11 protein-coding genes and 1 riboswitch are annotated in these 12,527 nt (G+C 63.2%); of the genes, 5 read left to right on the top strand and 6 right to left on the bottom strand.

Annotated features, from left to right (window positions below; genetic code table 11):
* Window positions 1-22: 22 nt before the first annotated feature.
* From qcrB to ctaE, 4 genes are all read right to left on the bottom strand, one after another.
* Window positions 23-1,627, bottom strand: a complete 1,605-nt coding sequence (gene qcrB / locus ACWF6P_RS20685) for a cytochrome bc1 complex cytochrome b subunit (protein WP_378448044.1) — start codon at window positions 1,625-1,627, stop codon at window positions 23-25.
* Between the two features lie 59 nt (window positions 1,628-1,686).
* Window positions 1,687-2,829, bottom strand: a complete 1,143-nt coding sequence (gene qcrA / locus ACWF6P_RS20680; RefSeq protein WP_020908103.1) for a cytochrome bc1 complex Rieske iron-sulfur subunit — start codon at window positions 2,827-2,829, stop codon at window positions 1,687-1,689.
* Window positions 2,826-3,677 (bottom strand): cytochrome bc1 complex diheme cytochrome c subunit, encoded by an 852-nt coding sequence (gene qcrC, locus ACWF6P_RS20675; RefSeq protein WP_020908102.1) that lies wholly within the window; start codon window positions 3,675-3,677, stop codon window positions 2,826-2,828. Before qcrC ends, qcrA begins: the two co-directional genes overlap by 4 nt.
* 64 nt (window positions 3,678-3,741) lie before the next feature.
* Entirely contained in the window at window positions 3,742-4,353 is a 612-nt protein-coding gene (ctaE, locus tag ACWF6P_RS20670; RefSeq protein ID WP_020908101.1) for an aa3-type cytochrome oxidase subunit III, read from the bottom strand.
* Window positions 4,354-4,480: 127 nt separating this feature from the next.
* Between ctaE and ACWF6P_RS20665 the strand changes: the two genes are divergently transcribed.
* Window positions 4,481-4,969 (top strand): hypothetical protein, encoded by a 489-nt coding sequence (locus tag ACWF6P_RS20665; protein WP_452622287.1) that lies wholly within the window; start codon window positions 4,481-4,483, stop codon window positions 4,967-4,969.
* 139 nt (window positions 4,970-5,108) lie between these two features.
* Window positions 5,109-6,200, top strand: a complete 1,092-nt coding sequence (gene trpD / locus ACWF6P_RS20660; RefSeq protein WP_378547071.1) for an anthranilate phosphoribosyltransferase — start codon at window positions 5,109-5,111, stop codon at window positions 6,198-6,200.
* A gap of 43 nt (window positions 6,201-6,243) precedes the next feature.
* Here trpD and ACWF6P_RS20655 read toward each other — a convergent pair whose 3' ends face one another.
* Window positions 6,244-6,519 carry an Lrp/AsnC family transcriptional regulator gene (locus ACWF6P_RS20655; RefSeq protein WP_003941677.1) on the bottom strand — a complete coding sequence of 92 codons (276 nt, stop codon included), beginning with the start codon at window positions 6,517-6,519 and terminating at the stop codon, window positions 6,244-6,246.
* Window positions 6,520-6,597: 78 nt separating this feature from the next.
* A complete protein-coding gene (locus ACWF6P_RS20650) occupies window positions 6,598-8,280 on the bottom strand; it encodes a DEDD exonuclease domain-containing protein (protein ID WP_452622421.1) in 1,683 nt (560 codons plus the stop codon).
* Between the two features lie 599 nt (window positions 8,281-8,879).
* Window positions 8,880-9,058, top strand: a riboswitch (cyclic di-AMP (ydaO/yuaA leader).
* Between the two features lie 14 nt (window positions 9,059-9,072).
* Here ACWF6P_RS20650 and ACWF6P_RS20645 point away from each other — a divergent pair.
* From ACWF6P_RS20645 to ACWF6P_RS20635, 3 genes are all read left to right on the top strand, one after another.
* Window positions 9,073-9,630 (top strand): C40 family peptidase, encoded by a 558-nt coding sequence (locus ACWF6P_RS20645; protein ID WP_151531771.1) that lies wholly within the window; start codon window positions 9,073-9,075, stop codon window positions 9,628-9,630.
* Window positions 9,631-9,955: 325 nt separating this feature from the next.
* Window positions 9,956-11,008 (top strand): C40 family peptidase, encoded by a 1,053-nt coding sequence (locus tag ACWF6P_RS20640; RefSeq protein WP_378538842.1) that lies wholly within the window; start codon window positions 9,956-9,958, stop codon window positions 11,006-11,008.
* Between the two features lie 74 nt (window positions 11,009-11,082).
* Window positions 11,083-12,441 carry a peptidase MA family metallohydrolase gene (locus ACWF6P_RS20635; RefSeq protein WP_378448004.1) on the top strand — a complete coding sequence of 453 codons (1,359 nt, stop codon included), beginning with the start codon at window positions 11,083-11,085 and terminating at the stop codon, window positions 12,439-12,441.
* Window positions 12,442-12,527 lie beyond the last annotated feature (86 nt).

Raw genomic sequence — 12,527 nt, 5'->3', positions numbered from 1 at the left:
CCTCACTGGTCAACTGTCGTTCTTAGTGGAGCTCTCCACTCGAACCGTCGGACTTGCCATTGGTTCGGTTCTGGTAGTCCAGAAGGATCTGAAGCTGCTCATGCTCAGCTTCGTGATGAGCGGCTTCGAGAGCCTCGCTCTCCTCGACCGGGTCAGCGGTGATCAGGCTACCGCTACCGGGCTTACCGGCGAGGCCGAGCTTGTTCATCTTCTTCGGGACAGCTGCACCCTGGTACTCGAGCGGGATCGGGTGTCCGTGCTCGTCGACGGGGCCGAGCGGCTGGTGGATCTCGATGTACTGGCCGTTCGGCATCCGCTTGATGATGCCGGTCTCGATGCCGTGCTCGAGGACTGCACGGTCACTGCGCTGCAGGCCGATGCAGAACCGGTACGTCACGAAGTACGCGATGGGCGGAAGGAGAACCATGCCGATACGGCCGATCCACGTCATTGCGTTCAGCGAGATGTGCAGGTGGTACGCGATGATGTCGTTGATGCAGGAGATCGTGAGCACCAGGTAGAACGCGATGGACATTGCACCGATAGCGGTACGGACCGGCACGTCGCGCGGGCGCTGCAGGATGTTGTGGTGAGCGTCGTCTCCGGTGAGGCGCTTCTCGATCCACGGGTACGCGATCAACAGTGCGAAGACGAGGCCCATGATCAGGGCGACGGCGAACACAGCGGGGATCGTGTAGCGGTTGAACAGGTAGATCTCCCACGCCGGCCACAGTCGAGCAAGGCCGTCCGTCCACATCATGTAGATATCGGGCTGGGAACCAGCCGAGACCTGAGACGGGTTGTACGGACCGATGTTCCACACGGGGTTGATCTGGAACAGACCACCGAGCAGTGCGAGCACACCGAAGGTCATGGCGAAGAACGCGCCACCCTTCATCGCGAAGACCGGGAGAATACGAACGCCGACGACGTTCTGTTCCGTGCGGCCGGGGCCGGGGAACTGCGTGTGCTTCTGGTACCAGACCAACGCGAGGTGGCCGGCGATCAGGGCCAGGATGATGCCCGGGAACAGCAGCACGTGCGCGACGTAGAGGCGCGGAATGATGAGGTCGCCCGGGAAGTCGCCGTCGAAGATCAGCCAGTGCATCCAGGTACCGACGATCGGGATACTCATCGTGATACCACCGAAGGCGGCGCGGAGGCCGGTGCCCGAGAGCAGGTCGTCGGGGATGGTGTAACCGAAGAAGCCTTCGAACATCGCCAGGATGAGCAGCAGGCAGCCGATGACCCAGTTCGCTTCACGCGGGCGACGGAATGCGCCGGTGAAGAAGATGCGAGCGAGGTGAACGATGATCGACGCCGCGAACATCAGTGCAGCCCAGTGGTGAATCTGGCGAACGAAGAGACCGCCGCGCACCTCGAAGGAGATGTTGAGGGTGGTCTCGTAGGCGCGAGACATCGTGACGCCGCGTAGCGGCTGGTATGCGCCCTGGTAGACGACGTGTGCCATCGACGGATCGAAGAACAGCGTCAGGAACACACCGGAGATCAGCAGGATCACGAAGCTGTAGAGCGCGATCTCGCCGAGCATGAAGGACCAGTGCGTCGGGAAGACCTTGTTGATCTGCCTGCGCATGCCTGCAGCGAGGTGGTAGCGGGAGTCCATAGCCTCCGCTTGTCCAGCCGCTGCCGCGCTGATCTTGGACGGTTTGGTTGTTGTTGTGGTCACGGTCGACGCTCCCAAAATGCCGGGCCGAGTGCTTCGATGAAGTCACCGTCGGCGACCAGGAAGCCCTCTTCGTTCACTGTAATAGGCAACTGCGGAAGTGCGCGAGCAGCGGGACCGAAGATCGGCTTGCCGTAGGTCAGTGCGTCGAACTGCGACTGGTGGCAGGGGCACAGAATACGGTTGCTCTGCTGTTCGTAGAGCGAGGTGGGGCAACCTAGGTGGGTGCAGATCTTCGAGTACGCGAAGTAGTCGCCGTAGTTGAAGCTTTCCTGGCCCTTGCGCTTGGTGACACGCGCGGTGTCTTCCGTGCGCAGGCGGATGAGCATCACCGAGTTGCGAATGCCGCGCAGTGCTGCGAGCAGAGCATGCTCGTCGCCACGGTCGGACTCGCGGAACGGGAAGACCGTTTCCATCGATCCGGCATCGAGATCTTCCGGGCGAACGAGGACGATGTCCTCGGGACGGCCGGTGTCACGACGCAGGTAGATGGTCTCGCCCGGGTAGTTGGGGGTCCAGCCGGACACCCACAGGGGTGAGTCGTCGCCCTTGGCCCACGGGTTCTTGATGAGTCCGCCGAGAGGCATGACCATCATGACGCCGAGTGCGCCACCACCGAACATCAAGCTGCGCTTGATGGCCTTGCGGCGGGGGAGGGTGGACGTATCGAGGGTGTCGCCGAGTTCGGCAACGATCGTGCGACGATCGACCTCTGTGGAACCACCGTCGTGGCGGTCCTGGATCGAAACCTCTTCGGGGATGAACTTCTTCGTGAACTGAACGGCACCGATACCGACGCCGAGGATCGCCAGACCCATGGTCAAGCCGATCAGCGGGGTGTACAGGCTGTACTTGCCGTAGTTCTCGTCACCGGCACCGGCGTACTCCCAGGGCCAGAACAGGTAGATCGCGATGAACGCGATCGCCGAAACGCCGGCGAGGCCGAACCAGAAGGCGACGTTGCGTTCTGCGCGCTTCTCCGCCCTGGTGCCCTTTACCGACCAACGATCACGGCGGTAGACGACGTCGACGCCATCGAGATTGGTACCCAGCTTGACCAGGTCGTCGCGTGACATCGCGTCGAGCTCTTCATCTGTGTACTTCTTAGGCGTATCGCCGCCATGCTGGCCAGCGTCGCTCATGACCTTGCTCCGATCCACAATGCTGCACCGACGACAGCGATGATTCCGACGGCCCACATGGCGAGACCCTCAGAGGCCGGACCGAGGCCACCGAGCCCGTACCCACCGGGGTCCTTCGACTCGCCCGACGACTTGACGTAGGCGATGATGTCCTTCTTCTCCTCGATCGTCAGCTGACGATCCGAGAACTTCGGCATGTTCTGGGGGCCGGTAACCATGGCAGCGTAGATCTGCTGCTCGCTGGCCGGATCCAGGACCGGGGCGTACTTGCCCGAGGACAGTGCGCCGCCGCGGCCGGTGAAGTTGTGGCAGGAAGCGCAGTTGAGCCGGAAGAGCTCACTGCCGCGTCCGATGTCGCCACCGCGCAGCGAGGACTGGGCGATTTCGCCGTTCTCGTCGCGGATGAGCGTCGGGCCGCCGCCGTTGGCCTGGATGAAAGCGCCGAGGGCGTCGGTCTGCGCAGCATCGAACTTGGGGTCCTTGCGTGCAGCCTGGGCTTCGTTGCGAGCTGCGGGCATACGACCAGAGGAGACCTGGAAGTACACGGCTGCTTCGCCGACGCCGATGAGGCTGGGACCGCGGTCCTGCACGCCCTGCAAGTTCGCGCCGTGGCACGTGATGCATGACGTGTCGTAGAGCTGCTTGCCTTCACGAATCAGGGCTGCTGAATCGTCACTGGCGGTCGCAACCTGCGGAGCTGGTGTCAACGCCGAAGCGAGGAAACCTGCGCTGATCAATCCCATCATCAATACGAGCGCGCCGGTAACGCGCCGGCGGATTTTCCGCTGGCGACGCGACTTCGCGGCATTCGCTGAGTTATCGGATGCGGGAGGGGGGGATGAACTCATCTGTATCCCTTTGGTATGTCGGGACGGAACTGGACGTCAGGGGCTGCCTGGGGCGTACAGCTGATTAACGGATGAAATAAATCGTGGCAAACAGCGCGATCCACACGATGTCGACAAAGTGCCAGTAGTACGAAACAACGATCGCGGCGGTGGCCTGGGCGGGCGTGAACTTGCTGACCCGGGTACGTGCGATCAAGAAGACGAAGGCGATGAGACCGCCGATGACGTGCAAACCGTGGAAGCCGGTGGTCATGTAGAACACCGAGCCGTACACGCTGCTCGAAATCGTGGTGCCCTCGTGCACAAGGTGGTAGTACTCGTAACCCTGGCCGGAGACGAAGAACGCCCCCATGATCAAGGTGATGGTGTACCAGCGACGAAGTCCGAAGACGTCGCCACGCTCAGCCGCGAAGACACCCATCTGGCAGGTGAACGAAGATGCGATCAGCACCAAGGTCACCGGCACGGCCAGATACAGGTTCAATTCGGTTGGCTCCGGCGGCCAATTTCCGTTCGCCTGAGCTCGTGCCACGAAGTACATGGCAAAGAGCCCTGCGAAGAACATGAGCTCACTTGACAACCACACGATGGTGCCAACGCTGACCATATTCGGCCGGTTCAGCGAGTGCACGCGTTGGGTGATTGCCGATCCTGAAGTCCCTACTGCGCTCGTCACAGACAGAAGTATGACGCTTCGTCGTAAGAGACGACCACTCGGGTCCACCATCGGCGCGTCGCTCGGCTCGAGTTCGCGGGATCGGGCGGCGAACGCGCTGGTGGCGTGGTCGGAATATGCTGGCGCGATGGCAGCTACACACAAGAGTAGACCGTGGTTCCTGAGAATTTTCGGCACAAAGATTCCGACGCCGCTCGACGCGGGGCGGTCGGATCTGGTCGTCGTCGCCGAGGGCTTCGACGACGCCGAGGCGAGTTCGACCGCTCTCGAACGTGCCGGCTCCACCGAGCCGAAGTTCCGGGCGGAGTCCGAAGTGGTTCTGCGGCACCATCTGGACCTGCCGGAGGGTGCGGTTGTCGATGCCGAGAACATCGTCGCCCAGGACGGCTATGTGCGAGGCGTGAGTCGGCCCGAGGACGTGGCTCAGGCGGTCGAGAATTCGGTTCGCGTCATCTTCGAGCGTGTCCAGGTGCTGGACGCCCTGCATTGCTCCCAGGAGCGATCACGAATGGCCGGTCTGGCCCAGCGACTGGGTGGTTCGGTAGCCGGGTGGGATGCGCTTCAGCCCCCAGCCCTTGCGGAGGCGACGCCCAAGCGCGGCCGCCGAAAGTCCTGAGCGGCCCTATTCGGTGTCCTCGCTACCTCACTGACTAGGCTGCCAGGGTCAGAGACAGCACGTAATGACAGCACAAAAACACAGCACGAAACGACAGCACGAAATCCAGCCCACATGAACGACAGGGGACCAAGGCACTATGGCCGGCACCGACGCATCCAACGCCGTGAACGTCGATTCGAGTGCAGTGGTGCGGTCCTGGCCGATGATTCTCGGATTGCTCACGGACGGCAGTGACTTGTCGGAGGCGGACTCCCGTTGGGCGATGGGCGAGATCATGTCGGATAACGCCACTTCCGCTCAGATCGCAGCTTTCGGTGTCGGGCTGAAGATGAAGGGCGAAACTCCCGCGGAGTTGGAAGGGCTCGCTGCCGCGATGCTCGAACACTCCCGGCGCGTGCCGGTCGATTCCGACGTCGTCGACATCGTCGGTACGGGTGGTGACCGCTCCAACACCGTCAACATCTCGACGATGGCCTCGATCGTGGTTGCCGCGTCCGGTGTGCGAGTTGTCAAGCACGGCAACCGCGCTGCTTCATCCAAGAGCGGCGGAGCCGACGTGCTCGAGGCGCTCGGCGTTCGCATCAACCTCGGGCCGGAGCAGGTGGCGAGGTGCGTCGAAGAGGTCGGCATCGGCTTCTGCTTCGCGCCGGTCTTCCATCCCGCACTGCGCTTTGCAGCGGTGCCCCGCAAGGAAATCGGCATCCCGACGGCGTTCAACGTGCTCGGTCCACTGACCAATCCGGCTCGCCCGCGCGCCGGCCTGATCGGGTGCGCATTCCCGAAGCTGATCTCGGTTGTCGCGGGAGTACTTGCGCAGCGCGGCAATTCGGCGTTGGTGGTGCGCGGAGACGACGGACTCGACGAGCTGACCACCTCCACGACTTCGACGGTCCACATCGTCGGCGGCGGGAGTGTGCGAACCGTCACGTTGGATCCGCGTGATCTCGGAATCGACCGCGTTCCACTCGAGGAGTTGCGCGGAGGAGACGCCGAAGTCAACGCCACGGTCGCGCGAACGCTACTCTCCGGGCAGAAGGGCCCCGTCCGGGACGCGGTCTTGCTGAATGCGGGAGCAGCCATCGCGGCATTCAACGGTGTCGGCGACGACCTCGAGGGTGCGATCTCTGCCGGGATGAACGCCGCCGCTGCCGCGATCGACAGCGGCGCGGGCGCTGAACTGCTTCACAAGTGGGCGGCACTCACCGCGGATCTGGCTGACCAAGCCTGATCGACGTCAGTCGAAGAGGCGTCGATCAGGCTCGGTCGACGGGCTACTCGCCCAGAGAGAATCCGGCTTCGACGTCAGCGCTGGAGAACGACTGGAATGCAATGTGTGTGGCGGTTCGGAGAACGCCGGGCACCTTGTTGATTCCCCCGGTGACCACGTCGGCGATCTGGGCGTGGTCACGTACTTTCACGATGGCGATCAAGTCGACGTCACCTGCGCACGAGTAGACCTCGGTCACTCCGGACAGGTCGGCGACGGCCTGAGCGGTTTCCGGGATCCGGGCGGACTCGGCGTGAATCATGACGATGGCGTTGATCATTTCTCTCCTCGATTTCCCGGCGGGTTGTGCTGACCCGGTGGTTTCGATCGAGCTTAGGGGTGCCGCCCCGCCGTTACGTCATCGATGTTCGGATTCGGTACCGGCTCGCGCGAGTCGGCACCAGGCTTCCCACTTGCCGGCGCCGCCCACCGGTTCGACGTAGCCGGATGTCGCCGACACGATTCGGACACCGTCCGATCCGAGCCATCTGGCGATCAGTCCCAGTTCTTCGGGCGAGGCGCCGCGAAACGGGGCGTCGTCAGGCAACACGGTTTCGGCGGCCGCTGTGATGGCGTCGACGACGGGCATCGGGTGTGTTCCGCGCCCGGCGCGTCCTGCGGAGGCGAGCCGTCCGGAGCGGATCACGGACAGCTCCCAGCCGCCGTCCCCCGTGGGGCGGGCGAGAACGAGTTGTTCGATCGCCGCGACTGCGGCGAGCCGCTGTGTGCGCCGCACTGCGGTAGCGACTGCGACGGTTCGGTCACGCAGACGAGCAGCATTCTCGAACAACGCGTGTGCGGACAGCTCGTCGATCCGCGCCTGCATCTTTTGTAGAGGAGCGTCGTTGATCCCCCGGAAGAAACCACGCACAGCCTCAGGGGCCGCCGAGTAGTCCTCTGCAGTGATTTCCGGGGCCCAGGAGGCCGGACACGCTCCCAATTCGCGAGCGGGGCAGTCAGGGCCGTGGACGGCGCCGCGCCCCAGTCGCTTGGTGCAGGTGCGTAGACGACTGAACTCTGCGACCGTTTCGGCGACGTCTACTGCATCGGCGCGAGAGGTGAACGGGCCGATCGAATCGGCCGTCGGCGTGCGAACCACGGACAATCTCGGGAATGCCTCGTCCGTGATGGTGATCCACCAACCGCGCTTGGGAAACTTGGAGCGGCGGTTGTACGGCGGTGCATGCGCGCTCAGCAGGCGCAGTTCGCGGACCCCGGCTTCCAAAGCATGCGCGCACTCGACGTGGTCGACGCGAGTGGCCAGCGCGACCATTTCCTTCATACGGCCGCGCGTCTCCGAACCGGTGAAGTAGTTGCGGACGCGGCGTCGTAGATCGGTAGCGGTTCCTATATAGAGGGCTTCGTCCGAAGGACCTCGGAAAAGGTAGACGCCGGGGCTTCTCGGCAGGTCGGCGGCAAAGGACCGTTTGGCCCGTTGATGCGAGGAAATATTGGGCAGGTAGTCGACGAGTTCGCTGTAACTGTGGACGCCCTGGTTTCCGACCCTGTCGATCAGTCCGTGGAGGACGTCGACGGTCGCACGCGCGTCGTCGAGAGCCCGGTGCGTCGGCTGGGTGGTCACTTGGAAGAGATGGGCGAGTGCGGAGAGCTTCACCGAAGGTGCTTCGTCGCGCGTGAGTACCCGTCGGGCGAGTTTGACGGTGCACAGGACACGGAATGCCGGCCACGGGCGTGCGCTGCGTGACGCCGCTGCTTTGAGGAAGCCGATGTCGAACGGCGCGTTGTGTGCCACCAGCACCGCGCCCTCGGCGAACTCGAGAAATGCAGGCAGGACACGCTCGATCGGCGGTGCGCCGATCAGCATGGCCGTGGTGATTCCGGTCAGCTCGACGATGTACGGCGGAATCGACCGGCCAGGGTCGACGAGTGTGGCCATTTCACCGAGGACCTCGCCGCCCCGGATCTTGACGGCGCCGATCTCTGTGATGGAGTCCTGGTCGGCGCTTCCACCGGTGGTCTCGAGGTCGACGACGACAAACGTTGTCTCGCTCAGCGGTGTGTCCAACTCGTCGAAGCTCAGTTGCCGCCCGACGTCGAATTTCTCCCCGTCGGAGAACGGGGGCGGAGACGGAAATTCTCGGGCCGAGGCGGGACTCACATCGCAGACAGTAGAAGGACCCCCCGACAGGAATTGGCGAGTGCTGACGCGGAATCCGGCTCACTCCGACTTCCATTGGGAAATCAACGGATTGACCCCCGACAAAAGTATGAGAGACGAGGATCACACTTGCGGTGGGAACTCGTGAATGCGGCATTGCACCTACTTGCGGGTAGGGCGATTCGTGAGGTTGTTGCTACGACGATCAGCCGCCGAAAATGCTGGATTGATCGAAACAGGTTCTAGTTTCAAGTAATCGGCGTTGAACTGCATGGAAGATAGGATTGTCGGGTTTGGTGACCCTTGCCAGTGGGTAGCAAGCGCAGGTTTGCGGGCCAGGTGAGCCTCGCCGAACAGACCTGTTGTTATCTCTTCGTGACCCGTTGGGAGTATCGCGGGCGCGGCAGCACGATTTCCGGCGAATCGGGCGCGATTGTCACGAAGCGGTCGACATCGTCGCGATCATTTCGTAACCTTCCTGAGACCTAACGAAGTCTTGCCGGACCAAACAGGACCGGCATCGTCAGGAACCGCCTAATCGGGATCTCCGCGAGGAACCCGAACCGGGAACCCAAGTTTCCACTGGGGTGAATCCCGCCTGGGGTGCAGCACGCACGATCGCTGCAGACCACGCGGGTAGGGCTGATCTTCCCAGCCCGAACCCGTCAGCTAACTCGGTCGGCGGATGAATGGAAGAAATGGAGCACCCCTTAAGTGGCGTCACAGAGTTTCAAGCGTTCAGCGCAGTTGGCAGTAGCCGGCGCGCTCGCAGTCGGTGCATTTGCTGCCACCGCTGCACCTGCCTCGGCAGACCCCATCACGATCCCCGGCGTCGGCACCTTCGAGGTTCCGGGCGTTTCTATTCCTCAGTTGCCGGTCATCCCGGGCATCACCGACATCGCACCGGCCGCACCGGCCGCTCCCATCTCCAGTGTTGGTGAGCAGGCAGTTCGCGCCGCAGAGAGCAAGCTGGGCTCCCCGTACGTGTACGGCGCATCGGGCCCGGACGCATTCGACTGCTCCGGTCTGGTTCAGTGGGCATACAAGCAGGCCGGTCTGAACCTGCCTCGCACGAGCTACGACCAGGCTGCAGCCGGCGTTGCCGTTGCACAGTCCGATCTCCAGGTCGGCGACGTGATCTCCTTCTACGGCGGATCGCACTCGGGCATCTACGCCGGCAACGGCAATGTCATCCACGCGTCGACCGCTGGTCAGCCCGTGAAGCTCGCACCGGTGTCCTCGATGCCGTACGACGGCGCTCGCCGTTACTGATTTCTGATCACGCTCGACGGCTGTCTCCGGTAGGCAGTCGGAACGATCCGCCGCTGCAAGGCGGCGGAGCTCGGGGGAGCTCCGGATCTTCGAATGTGGGCCTCGAATCTTCTGATTCGAGGCCCACATTTTTGGTTTCTCGACAATCCGCCGGTACTTCACCCCGAGACGCCTACCGGCGAGTAGACACAAACGTATGCCGTTCCGTAACCTTACCGAGACATTGCGCGGCCGAGACAGGTACTGTGGATAGTTGACAGCCAGCTAACAGATCGTCGACCGGTCCCGGTCGACGTCGCTTCATCGAGACGGAGAGTTGCATTCCGTGGTTTCATCGAAAAACAACAGTCGAGTACGCGCCGCATTGACAGTGGGAGTGCTGGCGTTCGGACTCGTCGCAGGGCCTTCGATGCAGGCCGGTGCCGACCCCGTCATCACCAATCCGACCGAGGCACTCGACAAGCTGGGTGAGCTCTCCCGGGTATCCGAGCAGACCAACGAAGCGCTGCACAACGCGCAGATCGATCTCGACGCGAAGCTGGGCGTCGCAAACGATGCGGACGCGCGATCGGCAGCCGATCAAGGCCTTCTCGACGCGGCTTCGGCACGCGTCGCCGAGTTCGCTCCGGCGGTAAACCGCATTGCCACAGCGAATTACCAGGGTGCGCGGACCAATCGCCTGTTCGCTTTGATGGTGAGCGATTCGCCGCAGCAGTTGCTCGACCAGATGTCCGCGCTCGACGTGATCTCGAACGACGCCGCAGTGCAGGTCTCCCAGTTCAACCAAGCTACTGCCGATGCGCGTGCTGCCTCGGAAGCGTCGAAGCGATCGGCCGAAGAGGCTCGAACCGCCGCCGATCAAGCCCGTGCACTCAGTGACGACTTGCAGCGCAAGCAGAGTGAACTGCAGACGCAGATCGCCGATGTGACCAAGGCATTCCAGAACCTCACCGATGCCGAGCGTAACCAACTGAGCGGTACGCCTTTCCCGCCGGACGTCGATCTCAGCAAAATTCTAGCTAACTTGACGCCAGGTTCCGGCGCCGCGGCGCTCCAGGCAGGCCTGACCCGTATCGGTGATCCGTACGTCTGGGGCGCAACCGGCCCGAACGAGTTCGACTGCTCAGGTCTGGTGGTCTGGGCCTACAAGCAGATCGGGAAGTCTCTGCCCCGTTCGAGCCAAGCGCAGGCGCAGGGCGGTGTTCCGGTCTCGAGGGACCAACTACAGCCCGGTGACGTCGTGACTTTCTACAGCGACAACTCGCATGTCGGTATCTACGCCGGCGACGGAAACATTCTGCATGCGTCGACGTTCGGCGTACCGGTAAAGGTTCAGTCGATGGCAGGCATGGAGTTTTCCACTGCGCGTCGTTACTGACGGCTTGCTGCGTCCGGGCGACGTGTGGCCAGCCGCCGTGAAGCGTCGAGTCGAGTTCTCCTACACTCGGCACCGTGCCGACTGAACCGATGACGACGCCCGACGTCGGCGCAGATCGAAAACGCCGTTGGGAGTACCCAGCTCTCGTGGCACTCGGTGTTGCCGTGGTGCTCGTTCTCGGATTGACGATCTTCCTGACGAACAGGTCCGATTCCGACGAAAATGCAGCCAGCGAGCAGGATGCCGAACGAACCGCTCAGGTACAGGCCTTTCTCGATGCCTGGGCTGCGGCGCAGATGTCCGACGATCCGTCAGGGCTGGCGAAGTTCGTCGACGATGCCGCCGCACCCGGTGTGCTCGAAGCGGAAATTCGACGAGCCACCGCAGCGGGAGCGCTCGACTTCTCCGACTGGGGATACGAGATTCCCAGCGGCGGCCTGACTCCGGCGCCGCGAACCGGTGCGCCGGACGGAGACGTCGAAGTATGGAATGCGCAAGTCCTGTTGCGGTACGCCCTCGACGGCGTCGACGCGTTACCCACTCGCAAGGGCGTTTCCATGACGCTCGCGAAACGCGGTGATCAGTGGTCGGTTCTTGCTGACGGGGCGATCGTCGGACTGGACGGAGCCCGAACGACGGGCGAATCCTGGAACGGCCCTTGGGACTTCGGCCCGCTGGCCGTCGCCGAAAATTCTGCGGGTAACGCGCTGGTGATCGGGCATCCGGGTCAGCAGGCGTTTGTCGATGCCTTGGCGTCCGATGTGGACTCGGCCATCGAGAACACGACGCAATTGTGGGGTCCATGGTGGTCCGAGCGAGCGGTGCTCATGGTGGCTGGATCGGCGGAGGAATTCACCGCACTGGTCGGCTCCCATCACGACGGCGCTTCGATTGCCGCAGTGTCGGTCGCGGATGCGACGGCGGACGGGTCTTCCGACGTGAGCGGCCAGCGGGTGGTTTTCTCGCCTGCCGCGGCTTCGAGGTTGACCGACATCACCAGGCGAACGGTGTTGCGCCACGAACTCATGCACATAGCCGCCCGATCGAAAACCCGTGACGGGTCACCGATGTGGGTGTTGGAAGGGTTCGCCGAATACGCGGGTAACCGCGGATCCTCGCGGGCCTGGGGCGAGATCGCGCCGACTCTGGCAGCAGCGGTACGCGCCGGCGACACTCCTACCGAGTTTCCGGACGACACGCAGTTCGGCGGTGTACCGGTCGTGAGTTCACTGGCGTACGAATCGGCGTGGTCGATCAACGCGTACATCGCTGATCGATTCGGAGAGGCCAAGCTGACCGACCTCTTTCGGGCCCTGGCCTCCGGAAAGATGACGGCCGAAGACCTCGACTCGCGGATCCGAGCGGTGCTCGGCGTCGGAACCGAGGAACTACGAACCGGATGGGTCGACTGGACCAACAGCCATCTGGGCTGAGTAGTCGGCGGTTCGGTCGTTCGCGGCGCTGTCGTCCGTAACTGCGAGGTGACCTTGTCACGTCTCGACGAACCGGGTGCCCTACG

It is taken from the genome of Rhodococcus sp. NPDC055024 (genome assembly GCF_053608585.1).
The sequence above is the reverse complement of the archived record's forward strand: the minus strand, read 5'-3'. Positions and strand labels throughout refer to the sequence as shown.

Coding starts and splice junctions, on each gene's coding strand:
- qcrB (WP_378448044.1), bottom strand. CDS start 1,627: ATGGACTCCCGCTACCACCTCGCTGCAGGCATGCGCAGGCAGATCAAC.
- qcrA (WP_020908103.1), bottom strand. CDS start 2,829: ATGAGCGACGCTGGCCAGCATGGCGGCGATACGCCTAAGAAGTACACA.
- qcrC (WP_020908102.1), bottom strand. CDS start 3,677: ATGAGTTCATCCCCCCCTCCCGCATCCGATAACTCAGCGAATGCCGCG.
- ACWF6P_RS20665 (WP_452622287.1), top strand. CDS start 4,481: ATGGCAGCTACACACAAGAGTAGACCGTGGTTCCTGAGAATTTTCGGC.
- trpD (WP_378547071.1), top strand. CDS start 5,109: ATGGCCGGCACCGACGCATCCAACGCCGTGAACGTCGATTCGAGTGCA.
- ACWF6P_RS20655 (WP_003941677.1), bottom strand. CDS start 6,519: ATGATCAACGCCATCGTCATGATTCACGCCGAGTCCGCCCGGATCCCG.